The sequence below is a fragment of the Actinomadura sp. DC4 genome (assembly GCF_030406325.1).
In the GTDB taxonomy this organism is placed as follows: domain Bacteria; phylum Actinomycetota; class Actinomycetes; order Streptosporangiales; family Streptosporangiaceae; genus Actinoallomurus.
In genome coordinates this window covers 77,802-96,451 of sequence record NZ_JAUEQY010000012.1, presented here as the reverse complement: position 1 = coordinate 96,451, position 18,650 = coordinate 77,802, and the positions used below count along the sequence as shown (strand labels likewise).

The following is an 18,650-nucleotide window of genomic DNA, read 5'->3' as shown; positions in this document are numbered from 1 at the left end:
ATCATCACTGTCAGTCGTCGATCGCGGCGTAGGCCGAGGTCCAGAAGTCCTGGAACACGCGCGGGTGTCTCGGTGAGGTCATGGCGCCCTGCGTCATCAGGACGCCGACCAGGCCCTCCGACGGGTCGGTGTAGGCGGTCGTGCCCAGGCCTCCGGTCCAGCCGAACCGGCCCGGCCGGGTGGCGAGGGTGTCGCGGCCTCCGTCGACGGCGATGCCGAAGCCCCAGCCGCCCGAGCCGAAGAAGATCTCGTTGCCGGCCTTCTGCTCCGGCGTGAGGTGGTCGGTGGTCATCAGCTCGACCGCCGGGCGCGACAGGATCCGGCCGTCGTCGTACCGGCCGCCGTTCAGCAGCATCCGGCAGAAGGCCAGGTAGTCGCCGGCCGTCGAGAGCAGGCCCGGCCCGCCGCCGCCGGAGACGAAGGCCGGCGGGCGGTCCCATGCGCCGTCGCGCGGGTCCTCGCGGCGTACCAGCGTCCCGGTCTCCGGGTCGGCCGCGTAGCTCACCGCGAGCCGGCCGAGACTCTCGGCCGGCAGGTGGTATCCGGTGTCGTCCATCCCGAGCGGCGCGAGGACGCGTTCGCGCAGGAACTCGTCGTACGGGCGGCCGGTGGCACGCGCGACGAGCACGCCGAGCACGTCCGCCGAGGTGTGGTACATCCAGCCCGTTCCCGGCTGGTGGACCAGCGGCAGCTCGCCGAGCCGTTTCAGCCACTCGTCGGGGCCGCAGTCCGGGCCGTCCGGGCCGAAGTCGACGGTGGCCAGGGCCCGCTGGATCGGGTACGTGCCGGGAGGCGCGAGGATCGGGCCGAGGCCGAGCCGGAAGGTGAGCAGGTCGCGTACGGTGACCGGGCGTTCGGCGGGCACCGTGTCGTCCAGCGGCGCGTCGATCCGCCGCAGGACGCGGCGGCCGGCCAGCTCGGGGAGCAGGCCGTCCACCGGATCGTCCAGGCGCAGCCGGCACTCCTCGATGAGGATCATGGCCGCGACGGCGGTGACCGGCTTGGTCAGCGACGCGATGCGGAAGATCGTGTCGGCGGCCATCGGCCGGTCCCCGCCGACCTCCGTCGTGCCGAGCGCGACCACGTGCGTCTGCCCGTGCCGGTGGACCAGGGCGACCAGTCCGGGCACCTCGCCGCGCTCGACCGCGCGGCCCAGCACGTCGCGCATGCGCTCGAGTCCCGTACGGGACAGCCCACCGCTCACTCGGCCGGCGCCAGGGTGACGTCGACGGTGAAGCCCTCTTCCGGCACCGTCGCCAGCTCCAGGTCGGCGATGCGACCGGCGGCCCGCAGGTCCGGCTCGGCGAGCCTGGCCACGTCGGCGCCGCGGACCGCGGCGCGTTCGACCTCGGCCCGCATCGAGACCTTCGCCGCGGACTTGGCGCGGCGGACCTGGCGCAGGACGTCGGAGGTGGCGGCCAGCACCGCCGGATCGCCGCCCGCGGGCAGCGCGCCGGCGTCCGGCCAGGCGGCGCGGTGCACCGAGCCCTCCTGCCACCACGACCAGACCTCTTCGGTGACGTAGGGCAGGATCGGCGCGAAGAGCCGCAGCACGACCGACAGCGCCTCACGCAGGGCCGCGCGCGCCGACGCCGCCGCGCTCTGGTCGGCGCCGTCCTCGCCATCCTCGCCATCCTCGCCATCCTCGCCATCCTCGCCATCCTCGCCATACGCCCGTGCCTTGACGAGTTCGAGGTAGTCGTCGCAGAGGTTCCAGAAGAACCTCTCGGTGCGCTCCAGCGAGCGGGTGTAGTCGTTGGCCTCGAACGCCGTCGTGGCCTCGCGGACCACCTCGGCGAGCGTGGCGAGCATCGCGAGGTCGAGCGGCTCGGTGACCGGCGTGCCGTCCGGCACCTCGCCGAGCCCCAGCACGAACTTGGAGGCGTTGAGGATCTTGATGGCGAGCCGGCGGCCGACCTTGATCTGCCCGGTGTCGAAGGCCGTGTCGGTGCCGAGCCGCCCGCTGGCCGCCCAGTAGCGGACCGCGTCGGAGCCGTGCTGGGTCAGCAGGTCCATGGGCGTGACGACGTTGCCCTTGGACTTGGACATCTTCTTGCGGTCCGGGTCGAGGATCCATCCCGACAGCGCGGCGCCGGCCCACGGCAGCGAGTCGTGCTCGAGGTGCGCCCGCACGACCGTGGAGAACAGCCAGGTACGGATGATGTCGTGCGCCTGCGGACGCAGGTCGTACGGGAAGACCGCCGCGAACAGCTCCGGGTCGCGCTCCCAGCCGCCCGCGATCTGCGGGGTCAGGGACGAGGTCGCCCAGGTGTCCATGACGTCCGGATCGCCGATGAAGCCGTCCGGTTTGCCGCGCTGGTCCTCGGTGTAGCCGGGCGGGACGTCGGAGGACGGGTCGACCGGCAGCGTCTCCTCCGACGGTGTGATCGGCCGGCCGTGGACCGGCTCGCCGTCGGCGCCGACGGGGTACCAGACCGGGATCGGCACGCCGAAGAACCGCTGCCGCGAGATCAGCCAGTCGCCCGCCAGGCCCGCGACCCAGTTGTCGTAGCGGGCCTTCATGTAGTGGGGGTACCAGGCCAGCTCGGCGCCGCGCGCCAGCAGGCGTTCGCGCAGCTCGGCGTCGCGCCCGCCGTTGCGGATGTACCACTGGCGGGTCGTGACGATCTCGAGCGGTTTGGTGCCCTTCTCGTAGAACTTCACCGGCCGGCTGATGGGACGGGGGTCGCCGTCCAGGTCGCCGGACTCGCGCAGGAGCTCGGTGACGCGCTCGCGCGCCGAGTGCACGGTCTTGCCGGCCAGCTCGGCGTACGGGCCGGACGCGACGCCGTCCGGCGGCTCGGGCAGGATCCGGCCCTGCCAGTCGAGGATCGCGCGGGTCGGGAGGTTCAGCTCACGCCACCAGGTCACGTCGGTGAGGTCGCCGAAGGTGCAGATCATGGCGATACCGGAGCCCTTGTCGGGCTCGGCGAGATGGTGGGCGACGACGGGCACCTCGACGCCGAACAGCGGCGTACGGACGGTCGTGCCGACCAGCTCGCGGTAGCGGTCGTCGTCAGGGTGGGCGACCAGCGCGACGCAGGCCGGCAGCAGCTCGGGCCGGGTGGTCTCGATGTAGACCGGCCGGTCGTCCGCGTGGAAGCGGATGCGGTGGTAGGCGCCCGGCTGCTCGCGGTCCTCCAGCTCGGCCTGGGCGACCGCGGTGCGGAAGGTGACGTCCCACAGCGTCGGCGCCTCGGAGACGTACGCCTCACCGCGGGCGAGGTTGCGCAGGAACGCCCGCTGCGCCGTGGCGCGGGCGCTCTCGCCGATCGTCGTGTAGAGCAGCGACCAGTCGACCGAGAGCCCGACGCGCCGCCAGACGTCCTCGAAGGCCTCCTCGTCGATCTCGGTGAGCCGGTTGCAGAGCTCGACGAAGTTGCGGCGCGAGACCGGGATCTGCTTGCCCTGCTTGCCCGGCTTGTCCGGCGGCTCGAAGGAGGGGTCGTACGGGAGCGAGGGGTCGCAGCGGACGCCGAAGTAGTTCTGCACACGGCGCTCGGTCGGCAGGCCGTTGTCGTCCCAGCCGATGGGATAGAAGACCTCGCGGCCGCGCATCCGCTGGAACCGGGCGACGGCGTCCGTGTGGGTGTAGGAGAAGACGTGCCCGACGTGAAGAGATCCGCTGACCGTCGGCGGCGGGGTGTCGATCGAATAGATCGCCGCCCGCCCCTTCGTACGGTCGAAGCGGTAGGTGCCGCGCTCGTCCCAGAGGTGTACCCACTTGGCCTCGAGTCCGTCGAGGGTGGGTTTCTCCGGTGCGCGCGGCTTTTCTGTCATGCCGCCAATGGTATTGGGCAACCATGGCAGGTCCGTCGTCATTAAGTGATCGCCTGTGAGAGGGTCGGTGCAGGAACATGGCCGGGAAACACTTGAGAGGGACGGGCATGGCTGACAAGGGCGATCTGGGCTGGCGGCTGCTGGCCGGGGCGGCGGCTTTCGGCGCCGGCTTCGTGGCGCGTAAGGCGATCACGGTCGGCTGGAAGCAGATCACCGGCAAGGAGCCCCCGACCAACCCCGAGTCGCCGGACGTAGCGATCGCCGAGGCCATCGGCTGGGCGGTCGTCACGGGCGTGGGGATGGAGGTCGCCCGGTTGCTGGCGACCCGCGCCGCCGCCAAACGCTGGCACAACAGCACCGGCGAACTCCCCGCCGCACTGCGCACGGCCACCGACAAGATCAAGAACGTTGCGTCCTGAGCGAGTCCGGCGGGTGCGGGCGGCCGATCTTCGGCCGGCCTGACGCCCGCTCCGCGTGACGGCGCGTTTCCTGCGAGGGGCCTGGGAATCACGCGACGGCCTGGGCTCGGGATTTACGGGGAGGCTCGGGACCAACGTGAGGGTCTGTACCTCGCGACGGGGTAGGCGTTCGGGGGGTCGGTTCCTCCGCCGCGTGGCCGACCTCTTTGGTCGCACAGAGCGCCCCAGATCGCACCGCTTTGCCGCGCGTGGGGCTGGGCCGCCGACCCTGTCGGCAGCCTGGAGCACCCACGGCATCGCGGCCTGGTACGGCGCGACGGTCCGCGTCGCATGAAGGTTGGGGCCGGGTGACGTTCACCGCGTGACGATCCGCGCCACAGCCCGCGCCGTGTGACGGCCTGCACACCGGGTCGCCCAAGGCCGAAGCCACCGACCGCCCTGCAACCGTGCGCCGGTGCGGTCGGCGCTGCTGAAGGTCATGGTGGAGCGCCACGGCGGCACCCTCGGACGAGCGGTTCGGCAGGCCGCGCACGACGCCGACGGCGGTCCGCGGAAGCCTCACGCAGGATTTCCGGCCGGCCGGTCGAAGCGCAGAGCGCCCGCCAACGCCGACGAGGCGAGTCCCACCCGTCGCTGAGGACGCGATCCGTCCGGTGTTGGCCAATCAGCGATGGCCCGACGGGCGCGGACAGGAATACGAAACGTACCGTTTCAGTAGCCGTCGGTCGCGGCGCAGGACGCTCGCAACGCGGCTGTACCGCCCGGGCAAACGACAAAACAGGCGCTAATGGCCGCCTTCGACCGAAGGACGCTGCCGGCCCGTCTCGATGTGATATCCACGCAGGTCATCACGGATCTTGTCGGCCAAGCGCTTGGTCGCCGCGCGGTTCAGCGCGCCGCCCGCCACGGCGCCGGTCAGGAACGGCCCCAGCGTGGTGAAGTGGCGGCCGAACGTCCGAAGCAGGCGTTTACGCAGGCCCGTCTTGGCCGCCACGCCCAGGGCCGCCGTCACGCTGCCCGGCGCCATCGGGTCGAAGCCGCGCTGCTGGGCCCATGACTGCAGGAAGATCGCGCCGCGGGCCGTGCCGGTGCCCGGGACCTTCACCCCGTACACCTCGTGCAGTTCGGCGATCAGTTTGACCTCGATGGTCGCGACGACCACGGTCTCCGCGACGATCTGCGCCGGCGCGCTGAGCAGGAGCGGCGGCGCCGCGAACTCGATCGCGGCGAGTGCCCCGCCCGCCGCGCCGACTCCGGTCGTGGCGCGCTGCGCGGCCCGTACGAGCAGATCGGCCAGGGCCTCGCCCGTCTCGCCGTCGTGGTGGGCGCGCAGCGTCTCCAGGTCGCGGACCGGGACGTGCGGTGCGATCTCCATGACGGTGTCGGTGAGCCAGCGTCCCCGTCCGACGCCCGCGGCCCCGGCTCGGCGCGCGCTCGCGGCCATCAGGCGCGCGATACGGCCGAGCACGCGGCCGCGGGTCTCGCGGTCCATGTCGTCCTCGACGGACAGCCGGCCGACCAGCTCCGCCATCTCATGACCGAGCCGGTCCTCGCCGTCTTCCCAGCGTTCGACCTCGTTTTCCGGCACGAGCGCTCCCGGCCTCAGGCCGCGCACTCGCGGCAGATCAGCTGGCCGTTCCTCTCTTCGGCCAGTTGGCTGCGGTGATGCACGAGGAAGCAGCGCGCGCACGTGAACTCATCGGCCTGCCGGGGCAGAACGCGGAGGCTCAGCTCCTCGTTCGAAAGGTCCGCCCCGGGCAGCTCGGTGACCTCACCGGCGTCGAGATCCTCATCTATGACGCCGGTGCTCTTGTCGGCACGGCGCGCCTGCAGCTCCTGCAGGCTGTCCTCACTGAGGTCGTCGTCTGTCTTTCGTGGACTGTCGTAGTCGGTGGCCATCTTCTATCTCCATCCCCCTCGGTCCATAGTTATGCGCCCCGTCGCGCGGGTCTAACGCTCGGGAAGCCCATCTTGTGCCCGATCCGGGCGGGAAATTCTGTCACGGGATTTGCCCCAGAACACGCAAGCCACGTCGCGTCACACGGCCTCTTCCCGTGCCCGCGTCGTGGATGTCCGATGTGTCGGACATCACAGCAGCAGCCGGACGTCAACTCCCCTCCTCACAACCATGAACCGGATAAGCGCGACGAGCGTCTCAGGTAACGCGATATCGTTCCCGCCGGGATAGACCTGGCGGGTCGAAAGAATAAGGGTTGCTGGAGGGGGTCACATGCCGGATGCCGCTCCCCTGGAGCCGGGCGATCCGGCCTCGCTGGGGCAGTACGAGGTCGTCGGGAAGCTGGGTGAAGGCGGCCAGGGGGCCGTCTATCTCGGCCGGTCGCCATCGGGTCAGCACGTCGCGATCAAACTTCTGCATGCGCAGATGAACTCCGACTCGTCTGCCCGTACGAGGTTCGCGCGCGAGGTCGAAGCGGCACAGAAGGTGTCACCTTTCTGTACCGCGCAGGTCCTGGATTATGACCTTCACGGTCGTCCTCCTTACATCATCAGCGAGTTCATCGACGGACCGCCGCTCTACGACGTCGTCATCCAGGAGGGTGCCTTCCAGGGCGCGTCGCTCGAGCGCCTGGCCATCGGTACCGCGACGGCGCTAGCCGCCATCCACGAGGCCGGCATCGTCCACCGCGACTTCAAACCCAACAACGTGCTGCTGGCCTCCGACGGCCCGCGGGTCGTCGACTTCGGCATCGCCCGCTCGGTCGACTCCCAGCAGAGCTCCGTCACCGCCACCGGCATGGTCGTCGGCACTCCCGGCTACCTCGCCCCCGAGCAGCTCACCGGTGAGCCCCTGACGGCCGCGGTGGACATCTTCGCCTGGGGCGCGACGATGGTCTTCGCGGCGACGGGCCACTCCCCGTTCGAGGCCGAGACGCTGCCGGTGATCATCAACCGGATCCTCAACGAGCAGCCGGACCTCTCCCGTCTCACGGGCACCATGCGTGAGCTCGTCGGCATGGCGCTGGACAAGGACCCGCGCCGCCGGCCGGCCGCCCACCAGCTCCTGCTGCGCCTGCTCGGCCAGGTCGGCGCGACGCCGAGCCCCTCGGCCGACCGGGACGACCTGCTCGGCAAGGGCACCCGGATCGCGGCCGAGATGCCTCCGCCGCCGCCGATCGTCAACACGCCGCCGCCCGCGCCGTACGTCAACACGCCGACGCCGATGATGCACGGCCAGGCGACGCCGAACCCGATGATGATGCCGGGCCCGCAGACGCCGCCGCCCTGGCAGCAACATCAGCACACGGCGCCCATGCCGCCGCGGTTCACGCCTCCGCCGCCACGGCGCAAGTCCAGCAACGCGCCGATCTTCGTCGGCATCGGCTGCGTGGTCTTCCTGCTGCTGGTCGTGGGCCTGCCGATCGCGCTGGCCGCGGGCTTCATGCAGAACGCCCACCACAACCTGAACAACCTGCCGACCTACACCCCCTCGCACTACGGCGTGCCGGACGACTACGTCGGCACCTGGAAGGGCTCGGGGCACAACACCGACGCGAAGGCCGACACCCGGCCGTTCGACATCACCATCACGCTCAACAACGGGTCGCGGGTCGGCCACGCCGACTACGGCAACTGCACCGGCTCGGTGTTCATGGAGCCGGACAGCTCCAACGACTCACGGGTGGTGTTCAGCCAGACCCTGTTCAATCAGAGCGGCGGCACCTGCCCGACGTCCTCGTACATCACGATGACGCTGAGCGGCTCCTCCATGACCTGGGCGATGAGCAAGACCTCGTACGGAAGCTCGTACGCGAACGGCACCCTCAACAAGCAGTGACCGCTGGGAGGCACCCTCATGCCGGAGACCGCTCCTCTCCGGGCGAACGATCCTGAGCAACTGGGCTCGTACCGCCTGACCGGTCGTCTCGGCGAGGGCGGGCAGGGTGTCGTCTACCTCGGCGAGGACCCGGAAGGCGAAAGGGTCGCCGTCAAGCTGCTGCACGCGCAGTTCAGCGGCGACACCAAGGCACGGGCGAGGTTCGCGGGAGAGCTCGCCAGCGCCAAACGCGTCGCGCCGTTCTGTACGGCCCAGATCCTCGACGCCGACGTGGAGGGCGACACGCCCTACCTCGTGAGCGAGTTCATCGAGGGCCCGTCGCTGCGCCAGGTCGTCGACGCGGAGGGCCCCCGTACGGGCGGGGTCCTGCAGCGCCTGGCCATCGGCACGGCGACCGCCCTCGCGGCCATCCACGAGGCCGGCATCGTCCACCGCGACTTCAAGCCGACGAACGTCCTGCTCGCCTCCGACGGGCCGCGCGTGATCGACTTCGGCATCGCGCGTGCCCTCGACGCCGGCGGGACGCTGACGAGCACGACCGTGGGCACGCCGTCGTACATGTCGCCGGAGCAGATCTCCGGGAACACCGCCGGTCCGCCCACCGACGTCTTCGCCTGGGCCTGCACGATCGTGTACGCCGCGACCGGCAGCCCGCCGTTCGGCCAGGACTCGATCCCGGCGGTGATGAACCGCATCCTGTCCCAGGAGCCGTCCCTCGGGATGCTCATGGGCCCGCTGCGGGAGATCGTCACGGCGTGCCTGGCCAAGGACGCACGGCTCCGGCCGACCGCGCAGCAGATCCTCCTCCGGCTGCTCAGCAACGACGGAGTCTCGCTCCCTGGCGCGCGGCCCGCCGCGGCCACCGAGGTGCTGAACAAGGGCGCCCAGGTCGCCGCGCAGAACACCCCGCCTCCGCAGTGGACGCCGCCGAGCGGCCCGTACGGGGCCGGCGACTCCCGGCCGTGGGCGGCCTACCCGACCGGTCACGACACGCCTCCGCCCGGCATGTACTACCCCGGGCCGGACACCCCGCCGTCCGGTCACCATCCCCCGGGCGCCGACACGCCGCCGCCCGGGGCGGGGATGATGACGCGGGGCTACACGGGAGACGGCTACAAGACCCCGCGGCGCGGCCTCCGGCCCGGCGTCGTGGCCGCCGCCGCGGCCGCGATGGTGCTACTCGTCTCGGCCGGGACGTACGCCGGCGTGAAGCTGGCCGGCAACCACAAGAAGGCCAAGCCCGTACCCGTCGCCGGCAAGACCGGCGGGACCTTCCGCATGGCGATGTCCGCGCCGAGCTCCATCGACCCGTCGAACGCCATCACCACCGCCGACTTCTTCGTCGTGGAGAACCTCTACACCGGGCTGAGCCAGGTCAAGCCGGACGGCACCATCGTCAACGCCCTGGCCACCCAGATGAGCTCCGACAGCGGCTGTACGAACTGGAAGTTCACCCTGCGGCCGGGCACGAAGTTCAGCAACGGCGAGCCCGTCGACGCCGCCGCCTTCGTACGCAGCTGGAACCGCACCGCGGGCAACAAGACCGGTGGCGAGGGCTACCTGATGGATGACATCAAGGGCTACGACGACGTGTACTCGGGCGGTTCGCGGACGATGTCGGGCCTCACGACGAGCGGCCCGGACATCCTGCAGGTGGCGCTCACCGAGGCCGACTGCGACTTCGGCAAACGCGTGTCCGCGCCGGTGTTCGTCCCCGTCCCCTCGGTGGCCGGCGACGCGTCCGACGCCACCTACAACAAGCAGCCGATCGGCAACGGGCCGTTCAAGGTCGGCAGTTACACCGCGAACAGCAGGCTCACGCTGGTTCGCAACGACTCCTCCGCCCTCACCAAGCCCAAGCTGGACGAGGTCGACGTCACCTTCGCCGGCGACCTGGCCAGCGCGGTGACCGGGTTCGACGCGGGCCAGTACGACTGGGCGGAGCTGAACGCCGCCTCCGTGCCGACCGCCGTCTCCCGCCACTCCTCGGACGGCGAGCTGCTGAAGGGGGCCATCGGCGGCATGACGTTCCTGCTGCCGATCAACGACAAGGGCCCGATGAAGTCCAAGGAGGCGCGGCTGGCGGTGTCGTACGCGCTGGACCGCAAGGCGCTGATCCAGAGCGCCTACGGCGGGATCTACACGCCGGCCAGCTCCCTGGTGCCGCCCGGCGTCCCCGGCGGGCTGACCAACGGCTGCACCGCGTGCGTCCACGACTCGGTGAAGGCCAAGTCGATGGCCCAGCTCGCGGGCCTCGGCCCGGGGTCGAAGGTGACGCTGACCGTCGGCTCGACGAGCTCGTACTCCGCGCTGGTCACCGCGGCGCAGCAGCAGCTTCAGACCGAACTCGGCTGGAAGGTCGACATCCGCAAGATCGACCTCACGAAGTTCTACCAGGACGAGGCGGGCAAGGACGCCGAGGGCCTGTACCCGTTCGGCTGGGTCGCGGACTATCCGACGGCCGAGAGCTTCCTCGGCCCGCTGCTGTCCAGCTCCTCGATCGCGCGCAAGGACGACGGGTCGGTGGGCGGGAGCAACTACGCGCGCTACAGCAGCCCCGCCTTCGACGCCGCGATGAAGGCCGCCCGCTCGACCGCCGACGCGGGACAGCGGACCAAGGAGCTGCAGAGCGCCGAGAAGATCGCGCTGGATGACATGGCGCTCATCCCGCTGTACTCGAACGTGCAGTACCGGGTGGGGAACACCAAGTCGTTCGTCAACATCGGCATGGACTATCTGGGCTATCCGGTCCTGACGACGACGGCGCGCAAGTGACCGGCGGGCTTGACCGTCTCGGTCAGATCACGGTAGAAATTAATAGGAAAGCTTACTAATAGCTTTCACGGGGGCCCTCCATTCCTCTCCCCGCCAGGAGTGTGACGTGAGACGCCTGTTCAAGAAGCTCGCCGTGATGGCCGTGCCGGCCGGTCTGCTGATCGGTCCCGCCGTCGCCGCGCCCGCCACCGCCGCCACGGGCAACTGGCCCGCCGTCTCGCCGTACGTGGACATGGGCGCCTGGCCCACGCCCTCGCTCAGCGCGATGTCGCAGGCCTCCGGGATCAAGGGGTTCACCCTCGGGTTCGTCACCGGCGCGGGTTGCAAGGCCAGCTGGTTCAACGCCTACGACCCGCGTACGGCATGGCAGAAGGACGAGATCGACAAGCTGCGGACGGCCGGCGGCGACGTCAGGATCTCCTTCGGCGGCGCGTCCGGCATCGAGCTCGCCCAGGCCTGCGGTGACGCGAACACCCTCTACACCGAGTACGCCGCGGTCGTGGACGCCTACGGCGCGACCTACGCCGACTTCGACATCGAGGGCGCCGCGACCGCCGACCCCGCCTCGATCGGCCGGCGCTCGCAGGCGCTGGCGCGGCTCAAGCAGACCCACCCCAACCTCAAGATCAGTCTCACCCTGCCGGTGCTGCCGGAGGGCCTGACCAGCGACGGGCTGAACATCGTACGGTCGGCCAAGAACGCCGGGGCCGGTCCCGACTCGGTCAACGTCATGGCCATGGACTACTACCGCAGCGGTACGGACGACGGCGACGCGGCGACGAAGGCCGCCCAGGCCACGCACGACCAGCTGGCGTCGATCCTCACCGGCCGGTCCGACGCGCAGATCTGGTCGATGGTCGGCGTCACGCCGATGCTCGGGAAGAACGACGACGGCAGCGTCTATGACCAGAACGACGCGCGGCAGCTCGTGTCCTTCGCGCGCCAGCACCACGTGGGCTCGCTGGGCTTCTGGGAGACGACGCGCGACCGCAACGCCTGCAACGGCGCGCTCTACCAGTGCACGAACATCCCGCAGCAGCCGTACGAGTTCTCGAAGATCTTCGCCCAGTACACCGGCTGACCGAGCCGGGAGCCCGTGATCGCGTGGCGCCACTCGGGGTGCGTCACGCGGTCACGCGGTCTTTCTCAGCCCTTCGGCAGGCGGACCGTGACGATCAGGCCGCCGCCCTCGCGCGGCGTCGCGACCACCGAACCACCGTGCACGCCGGCCACCGAGCGCACGATCGACAGGCCGAGCCCGGCGCCCTTGGCCGACTCGATCCGGTCGGTGTTGAGCCGGCGGAACGGCTCGAAGAGGTTCTGCACCTCATAGGCGGGCACCACCGGGCCGGTGTTCTCCACCTGGCAGGTGGCCCATCCGTCCAGGACCCCGGTACGGACGACGACCGTGCCGTCGTCGACGTTGTGCCGGACCGCGTTGTCGATGAGGTTGGAGACCAGGTGCTCCAGCAGGACCGGGTCCCCGGTCGTGGGGCCGGACGTGAGCTCGGTGGTGATCTCGATGTCCGGCCGGTCCTCGCGTACGGCCGTCTTGAGCACGATCGTGGCGACCTCGCTCAGGTCGACGGCGGTGCGGGTGGTCAGCTCGCGTTCGCTGCGGGCCAGCAGGAGCAGCCCCTCGATGAGCCGCTCGTGCCGGGCGTTGTTGGCGAGGAGCGTGCGCCCGACCGTGCGCAGGTCCTCTGACACCTCGGGGTCGGTGAGCGCGACCTCGAGCAGGGTGCGGTTGATGGCCAGCGGCGTGCGCAGCTCGTGGGAGGCGTTGCCGACGAACCTCCGCTGCGCGTCGAAGGCCTCGTTGAGGCGCTCCAGCATCGCGTCGAAGGTGTCGGCCAGCTCCTTGATCTCGTCCTCGGGCCCCTGCAGCGCGATGCGCTCGTGCAGCGTGCTCTCCGACAGCTTGCGGGCCGTCGCCGTGACCTTCTGCAGCGGCGCGAGCGCCCGGTCGGCCACGAACCAGCCGAGCGCGAGCGCGATCAGTCCCACGCCGACCAGCGCGAAGGCCGACTGCGTGATCAGCCGGTGCTGGGCGTTGTCGATGAAGCTCTGCCGGATCGCCTGCTGTTCCTGCTGGGAGATGCCGAACGGGTCGTTGGTGCGGACCTCGATCGGCAGGCCCTCCAGGATGTTGGTCACCAGGACGTACGCGACCGTGAGCAGGAGGAACCCCGCGGCGAAGAACAGGCCGCCGTACAGCAGGGTCAGCCGCAGGCGTACGGTCATGCGGCGGGTCACGGCGCCTGGCGAGGGGCTCAAAGGCGGTACCCCGCGCCGGGCACGGTCTCGATGACCTGCGGCTCACCGAGTTTCTTGCGAAGTGTCATCATCGTCACCCGCACCACGTTGGTGAAGGGGTCGATGTTCTCGTCCCAGGCCTTCTCCAGCAGGTGCTCGGCGCTGACGACGGTGCCCTGCCCCCGCATCAGCACCTCCAGCACCGCGAACTCCTTGGGCGTCAGCTCCACCGGGCGGCCGCTCCGGGTGACGGCGCGGCGCGCCGGATCGAGGCGGACGCCCGCGCGTTCGAGCACGGGCGGCAGCGGCGGCGCGGAACGCCGGCCGAGGGCGCGGATGCGGGCGATCAGCTCGGCGAACGCGAACGGCTTCGCGAGGTAGTCGTCGGCCCCGATCGACAGGCCCTCCACCTTGTCGTCCAGCTCCCCCGCCGCGGTGAGCATGAGGACGCGGGCGGCGACGCCGTCGGCGACGAGCCGCCGGCACACCTCGTCCCCGTGCACCCGCGGCAGGTCACGGTCGAGCACGACCACGTCGTAGTCGTTGACGCTGGTCCGCTCCAGCGCGGCGGCGCCGTCGTACGCGACGTCGACGGCCATCGCCTCCCGTCGCAAACCGGTGGCGATGGTGTCCGCGAGCACGCGTTCGTCCTCGACGACCAGAACCCTCACTCTGTCTCCACCCCCTGGAAAGCCGCGCGCTGGACCGGCGGTATCAGTTATGTCACACCGTGCGTAAGTGTCCGATAAGCACGCCCAGGGTATTCGGAGGTTTAGCGGCGACCATGCCTTGGGTAGACCGCACTTCACCTCTTCTGGAAGGGAGACCGTTGTGGGCGAGTTGACGACGACGATCCACCAGCGTCTGACCGACGCGTACGAGTCGCTGCGGGTGGCCCACGACACCGGCGACGATCTGCTGGTCGAGGCTCAGCGAGCCGAGATCGACGATCTTCGGCGGACGGCCGCGAGCCACGGCATCGACGTTCCACGCTGCGCCTGAACGCGCGGCGAAGGAGCACCTGACGGTAAGCAGTCACGGCGAACCAGACATACAACCGGCCCTGCACCACTCACGGTGCGGGGCCGTCGTGCGTCAGTCGCGCTCGGGTGACAGCGGCGCGAGCAGGTCGTGCAGCGCCTCGTACAGCCCGGGGCCGGCCGAGATCGTCATCTCCGCGCTGGCGGGCCGGCCGTTCAGTCCGCCCATGAAGCCGCCGGCCTCCCGGACGATCAGCCCGCCGGCCGCGACGTCCCACTCCTGCGGGCCCCGCTCGAAGTAGCCGTCGACGCGTCCCGAGGCGACCGAGCACAGGTCGACGGCGGCCGAACCGCCCCGCCGGATGTCGCGGACCCGCGGGAGCACGCCGAGGAGCACCTCGGCCTGCCGGGCGCGGCGCTGGGCGAAGTAGCCGAAGCCCGTCGCGATCAGCGCCCGCTCCAGCGGAATGCCGGTGTTGCAGCTCAGTTTCTCGGTGGAGCCGTCGCGGTGGACGAGGTAGGAGCCCTCGCCGCGCGCGGCGGTGTAGAGCTCGCCGCGCGTCGGCACGGTGACCACGCCGGCGACGATCTCGCCGTCGACCTCGGCCGCGATGCTGACCGCCCAGTCCGGCAGGCCGTACAGGTAGTTGACGGTGCCGTCGATCGGGTCGATGATCCAGCGCACGCCGCTGCCTCCGCTGGAGGCGCCGCCCTCCTCGCCGAGGAACGCGTCGCCGGGCCGCGAGGCGCGGATCCGCTCGATGATGAGCTTCTCGGCCGCCCGGTCCATCTCGGTGACCACGTCGGTGGGGCTGGACTTGGTCGCCGCGACGCGTACGTCGGCCGGGCGCTGGTCGACGAGCATGGCGCCGGCGGCGTCCGCCGTGGTGATCGCGAGCTCGAGCAGGTCGTGCACGTTGCCCCTTCCGGTCTGCGCGCCCGCCGCGAAGCGGGCCGTCACGCCGGCCTGCGGCAGCAGGTCACGGCGCAGGTGTCGGGGCGTGGCCCCAGTCTCCCCAGCGCCGGGCGCTCGGTCCCGTCGCGTTCGAGGAGGAGTTCGCGGACCATGGCGACGAACCTCGGGTGTGTGCCCGGCGTGGCCGCCCGCTCGATCCGGAGGCCGAGACGCCCGGCCAGCTCGGCCGCCTCGACGTCGAGGTCGTACTTGACCTCCATGTGGTCGGAGACGAAACCGACGGGCACGATCACCGCCGCCTCCGCGCCCTCGGAGTGGAGCTTCTTCAGGTGGTCGCCGATGTCGGGCTCCAGCCACGGCACACTCGGCGGCCCGCTGCGGCTCTGGTAGGCCAGCGACCACGGCCGGCCTCCGGCGACGACCTCGGCGACGTCGTTCAGCTCGGCGACGTAGCTCGCGCGACCGGGCTGGGCCATCGGGACGCTGTGCGCGGTGAAGACCAGGCGCGCGTCCGGCCGCAGGTCCGGCGGAAGCCGGTCGAACGCCGCGCGGGTGTTCTCGATCACCGGCTCGACGAAGCCCGGGTGGTTGAAGTAGATGCGCAGCTTGTCGATCTCGGGCGCGTCCCCGACCTCGGCGCGCGCCCGGTCGATGTCCTCGAGGTACTGCCGGCAGCAGGAGTAGCCGCTGTAGGCGGAGGTCGCGAACGCCGCCGCGCGGCGTACGCCGTCGGCCTTCATCTGACGCAGGGTGTCGGCCAGGAAGGGGCGCCAGTTGCGGTTACCCCAGTAAACCGGCAGGTCGAGGCCGTGGTCCGCGAAGTCGGCCTCGATCGCCGCCTTGAGGTCGCGGCACTGCCGGTTGATCGGGCTGACCCCGCCGAAGAGGTGGTAGTGCTCGGCGACGCTCTCCAGCCGCGCCCTGGGCACACCGCGCCCGCGCGTGACGTTCTCCAGGAACGGCATCACCTCGTCGGGACCTTCCGGACCTCCGAAGGACAGCAGGAGCAAGGCGTCGTACCGCATGCCTCCATCAAACCAGCAGCGCGCGCGTACCCGCTCCGCGGCTCACGGGAAACGGCGCGCGTACGCCCGGGCCAGTGACAGGACGCCGTTGACGTAGTCCTGGGAGTGGTTGTAGTGCCAGATGGCGTCGGACAGCGAGGACCCGCCCCGGCCGGCGCCGGTGGCGCAGAGGTACTTGGCCGCCGCGGGCACGGCGTCGAAGGGGTCCATGATGTCGGCCTTGCCGTCACCGTCGCCGTCCACGCCGTAGGACTTCCAGGTGGCCGGCATGAACTGCATCGGGCCCAGCGCGCCCGCGCTGGAGGGGCCGACGTTGCGCCCGTGGCCGCTCTCGATCTGCCCGATCGCGGCGAGGACGGTCCACGACAGGCCCGAGCAGGTCGCCGCGGCCTGCTGGTACAGCTCGAGGTAGCTGCCGGCCTTGCCGCGCGGCGCGCCCTTGCTCGCCTTCGGCTGGTACGCCTTGTCGTGCAGGTTGATGATCTGGCTCTGCGCGCCGATCGCGTGGCGCAGGCCGGTCTGCAGGGTGTTCAGGTCGGCGCCGGGCGCGTTGACGAGCAGGCCGATGCCGGGGAGCAGGCCGATGCGGCGTCCGGTGTCGCGGCCGACGAGGACGTTGATGCCGGGCAGGCCCAGCGATCCGGCGCCGCCCATCGTGGCCATCAGCTGCGTCTTGCCCTGGATGGCGTACTGCATGCCGGTACGGAGGCCGAGCCGGCCCTGCACGTCGTCGGAGACGACGAACTGGTTCTTGCCGAGCGCGGTCCACAGGCCGTCGTCGGTGGCGGTGCCGGGCGGCGTCCAGGACCGGAAGCGCACCGGGTCGACGGCGAACACGTTCGCCCGACCGCCCTGCAGGCTCACCGCGCCCGCGTCCACCGTGATGAGGTCACGGACGTGCTTGAGCCTCTCGACCCGGCCGAGCTGCCGGCTGGTTACCGGTTTGCCGGAGATGACCAGGAAGTCCGGCGGCACGACGCGCTTGAGCGCGGACGGCTTCTCGGAGGCGGGGACGACCGAGGTCGCGGCGGGGACGGCCTTCTTCGCCGCGGCCTGCGGCGTGGGCGCGGCCTTCGGCGCGGAGGTCATGACGTACGCCGCGCCGCTCGCGGCGGTGGCGGTGGCCGCCACCGCGATGGCCACGACCGCGGCCGGAACTCCTCTGCGAACGAAACGTCTCATCAACCGTCCCAACGAATCAGCCCGCACGCTAGTTACCCTCGAGGAGGCCGGTCCCGGCCACGTGCGGCTCCAGGAAGCACAAAGGTCGAGGGTAGGGCGAGGGCCCGTACGCGACAACGTGCCTGCGAGTGAGGGTTGCCGATACCTGGGGAAACGTGAGTACATTTCGTGTTATGCCTGAAACCAGCCCTCTCGTGTGGCGAAACTGGGCCGGCAACCAGTACGCCACCCCACGCCGCGCCGTCACTCCGCGTTCCGCCGACGAGGTCGCCGCCGCGGTGACGGCGGCCGCCGGCGAGGGCCTGACCGTCCGCATGGCGGGCACCGGCCACTCCTTCACCGGCGCCGCGCTCACCGAAGGCGTGCTCCTGCGGCCGGAGGGGCTCACCGCCCTCCGTACGGTCGACGCCGAGAAGTCGCTGGTCACCGCCGAGGCGGGCATGACGCTCAAGGCGTTCAACGAGGTGCTCGCCGGCCACGGGCTCGCCCTGGCGAACATGGGCGACATCCAGGAGCAGACCCTCGCCGGGGCGACCCAGACCGGGACGCACGGCACCGGGCGGGAGGCCGCCGGCCTCGTCTCCCAGATCGCCGGGCTGGAGCTGGTGCTGGCCGACGGCACGATCGTGACCTGCTCGCGCTCGGAGCGGCCGGACCTGTTCGACGCGGCCCGCGCGGGCCTCGGCGCGCTCGGCGTCGTGACGGCGGTCACCTGGCATGTCGTCCCCGCGTTCGTGCTGCAGGCGCGCGAGGAGCCGATGCGGTGGGACGACGTGCTCGACGGCCTCGATGAGATGGCGGCGGCCAACGACCACTTCGAGTTCTACTGGTTCCCGCACACCGATGGGTGCCTGACCAAGCGCAACAACCGCGTCGAGGGGCCGGCCGAGCCGCTGTCGGCGTTCCGGCACTGGCTGGATGACGAGTTCCTGTCCAACTCCGTCTTCTCCCTCACCAACCAGATCGGCTCGCGGTTCCCGGGCGCGGTGCCGGCGATCAACGGGGTCTCGGCGCGCGCGCTCGGCGCCCGCACGTACAGCGACCGGTCCGACCGGGTCTTCACCAGCCCCCGCCGCGTGCGCTTCAAGGAGCAGGAGTACGCGATCCCACGCGAGGAACTGCCCGGCGCGCTGCGCGAGGTGCGGTCGCTGATCGAGCGGAGCGGCTGGCGCATCGGGTTCCCGATCGAGGTACGGCTGCTGCCGGCGGAGGACGCCTGGCTGTCGATGGCGTACGGGAGGGACACCGCGTTCATCGCGATCCACGTGTTCCACGCGACCGACCACGATGAGTACTTCCGGGGCGTCGAGGAGATTCTGACGGCACTGGGGGGCCGCCCGCACTGGGGCAAGCTGCACACGCGTGACGCCGCGTACCTTGAGGGTGTCTACCCACGCTTCGGGGAGTTTCTGGCCTTGCGCGACCAGATCGACCCCGGCAGGCGCTTTGCTAACGCATATACGACTCGTATCTTCGGTAAATGAGCGGCGGGGACGCCGCCGCTCATTTGCCGGAGGACAT

Annotated in this window: 15 protein-coding genes; 6 read left to right on the top strand and 9 right to left on the bottom strand. The window is 70.8% G+C overall.

Annotation, left to right across the window (positions count from 1 at the left end):
• Positions 1-10 precede the first annotated feature (10 nt).
• On the bottom strand, positions 11-1,204 hold the full coding sequence (locus QWU11_RS20725) for a serine hydrolase domain-containing protein (protein WP_290115691.1): 1,194 nt from the start codon (positions 1,202-1,204) through the stop codon (positions 11-13).
• On the bottom strand, positions 1,201-3,780 hold the full coding sequence (valS, locus tag QWU11_RS20720) for a valine--tRNA ligase (RefSeq protein ID WP_290115690.1): 2,580 nt from the start codon (positions 3,778-3,780) through the stop codon (positions 1,201-1,203). Before valS ends, QWU11_RS20725 begins: the two co-directional genes overlap by 4 nt.
• 107 nt (positions 3,781-3,887) lie before the next feature.
• On the opposite strand from valS, the gene QWU11_RS20715 reads away from it, so the two are divergent.
• Positions 3,888-4,199, top strand: coding sequence for a DUF4235 domain-containing protein (locus QWU11_RS20715; protein ID WP_290115689.1), 312 nt, complete (start codon positions 3,888-3,890; stop codon positions 4,197-4,199).
• Between the two features lie 784 nt (positions 4,200-4,983).
• Here the strand turns inward: QWU11_RS20715 and QWU11_RS20710 are convergent.
• Both QWU11_RS20710 and QWU11_RS20705 read right to left on the bottom strand, forming a co-directional pair.
• Entirely contained in the window at positions 4,984-5,787 is an 804-nt protein-coding gene (locus QWU11_RS20710) for a hypothetical protein (protein WP_354670872.1), read from the bottom strand.
• A gap of 14 nt (positions 5,788-5,801) precedes the next feature.
• Positions 5,802-6,098 carry a DUF4193 domain-containing protein gene (locus QWU11_RS20705; RefSeq protein ID WP_141958915.1) on the bottom strand — a complete coding sequence of 99 codons (297 nt, stop codon included), beginning with the start codon at positions 6,096-6,098 and terminating at the stop codon, positions 5,802-5,804.
• Between the two features lie 331 nt (positions 6,099-6,429).
• Between QWU11_RS20705 and QWU11_RS20700 the strand changes: the two genes are divergently transcribed.
• The 3 genes from QWU11_RS20700 to QWU11_RS20690 all read left to right on the top strand — a co-directional run bounded on the left by QWU11_RS20700 (position 6,430) and on the right by QWU11_RS20690 (position 11,851).
• Positions 6,430-7,995 (top strand): serine/threonine-protein kinase, encoded by a 1,566-nt coding sequence (locus tag QWU11_RS20700; protein WP_290115688.1) that lies wholly within the window; start codon positions 6,430-6,432, stop codon positions 7,993-7,995.
• Positions 7,996-8,013: 18 nt separating this feature from the next.
• Positions 8,014-10,770 carry an ABC transporter substrate-binding protein gene (locus tag QWU11_RS20695; RefSeq protein WP_290115687.1) on the top strand — a complete coding sequence of 919 codons (2,757 nt, stop codon included), beginning with the start codon at positions 8,014-8,016 and terminating at the stop codon, positions 10,768-10,770.
• A gap of 106 nt (positions 10,771-10,876) precedes the next feature.
• On the top strand, positions 10,877-11,851 hold the full coding sequence (locus QWU11_RS20690; RefSeq protein ID WP_290115686.1) for a chitinase: 975 nt from the start codon (positions 10,877-10,879) through the stop codon (positions 11,849-11,851).
• Between the two features lie 65 nt (positions 11,852-11,916).
• Here the strand turns inward: QWU11_RS20690 and QWU11_RS20685 are convergent, their stop codons facing one another.
• Entirely contained in the window at positions 11,917-13,014 is a 1,098-nt protein-coding gene (locus QWU11_RS20685) for an ATP-binding protein (protein WP_290115937.1), read from the bottom strand.
• Between the two features lie 29 nt (positions 13,015-13,043).
• Positions 13,044-13,697, bottom strand: a complete 654-nt coding sequence (locus QWU11_RS20680) for a response regulator transcription factor (RefSeq protein WP_290115685.1) — start codon at positions 13,695-13,697, stop codon at positions 13,044-13,046.
• A gap of 160 nt (positions 13,698-13,857) precedes the next feature.
• Here QWU11_RS20680 and QWU11_RS20675 point away from each other — a divergent pair, with 160 nt between their 5' ends.
• Entirely contained in the window at positions 13,858-14,028 is a 171-nt protein-coding gene (locus QWU11_RS20675) for a hypothetical protein (protein WP_185792421.1), read from the top strand.
• Between the two features lie 93 nt (positions 14,029-14,121).
• On the opposite strand, the gene QWU11_RS20670 is transcribed toward QWU11_RS20675, so the two are convergent.
• The 3 genes from QWU11_RS20670 to QWU11_RS20660 are packed head-to-tail and all read right to left on the bottom strand — an operon-like array spanning position 14,122 to position 17,129.
• On the bottom strand, positions 14,122-14,967 hold the full coding sequence (locus QWU11_RS20670) for an inositol monophosphatase family protein (protein ID WP_290115684.1): 846 nt from the start codon (positions 14,965-14,967) through the stop codon (positions 14,122-14,124).
• The gene (locus tag QWU11_RS20665; protein WP_290115683.1) at positions 14,964-15,947 is read right to left on the bottom strand and encodes a ferrochelatase; all 984 of its coding nucleotides are present in this window, start codon (positions 15,945-15,947) and stop codon (positions 14,964-14,966) included. Before QWU11_RS20665 ends, QWU11_RS20670 begins: the two co-directional genes overlap by 4 nt.
• A gap of 42 nt (positions 15,948-15,989) precedes the next feature.
• A complete protein-coding gene (locus tag QWU11_RS20660; protein ID WP_290115682.1) occupies positions 15,990-17,129 on the bottom strand; it encodes a lytic transglycosylase domain-containing protein in 1,140 nt (379 codons plus the stop codon).
• 173 nt (positions 17,130-17,302) lie between these two features.
• Between QWU11_RS20660 and QWU11_RS20655 the strand changes: the two genes are divergently transcribed.
• Positions 17,303-18,613: a D-arabinono-1,4-lactone oxidase gene (locus QWU11_RS20655; protein WP_290115681.1), complete on the top strand. Its 1,311-nt coding sequence runs from the start codon at positions 17,303-17,305 to the stop codon at positions 18,611-18,613.
• The last annotated feature ends 37 nt before the right edge of the window (positions 18,614-18,650 follow it).

Coding starts and splice junctions, on each gene's coding strand:
- QWU11_RS20700 (WP_290115688.1), top strand. CDS start 6,430: ATGCCGGATGCCGCTCCCCTGGAGCCGGGCGATCCGGCCTCGCTGGGG.
- QWU11_RS20655 (WP_290115681.1), top strand. CDS start 17,303: ATGCCTGAAACCAGCCCTCTCGTGTGGCGAAACTGGGCCGGCAACCAG.
- QWU11_RS20660 (WP_290115682.1), bottom strand. CDS start 17,129: ATGAGACGTTTCGTTCGCAGAGGAGTTCCGGCCGCGGTCGTGGCCATC.
- QWU11_RS20695 (WP_290115687.1), top strand. CDS start 8,014: ATGCCGGAGACCGCTCCTCTCCGGGCGAACGATCCTGAGCAACTGGGC.
- QWU11_RS20705 (WP_141958915.1), bottom strand. CDS start 6,098: ATGGCCACCGACTACGACAGTCCACGAAAGACAGACGACGACCTCAGT.
- QWU11_RS20715 (WP_290115689.1), top strand. CDS start 3,888: ATGGCTGACAAGGGCGATCTGGGCTGGCGGCTGCTGGCCGGGGCGGCG.
- QWU11_RS20665 (WP_290115683.1), bottom strand. CDS start 15,947: ATGCGGTACGACGCCTTGCTCCTGCTGTCCTTCGGAGGTCCGGAAGGT.
- QWU11_RS20685 (WP_290115937.1), bottom strand. CDS start 13,014: ATGACCGTACGCCTGCGGCTGACCCTGCTGTACGGCGGCCTGTTCTTC.
- valS (WP_290115690.1), bottom strand. CDS start 3,780: ATGACAGAAAAGCCGCGCGCACCGGAGAAACCCACCCTCGACGGACTC.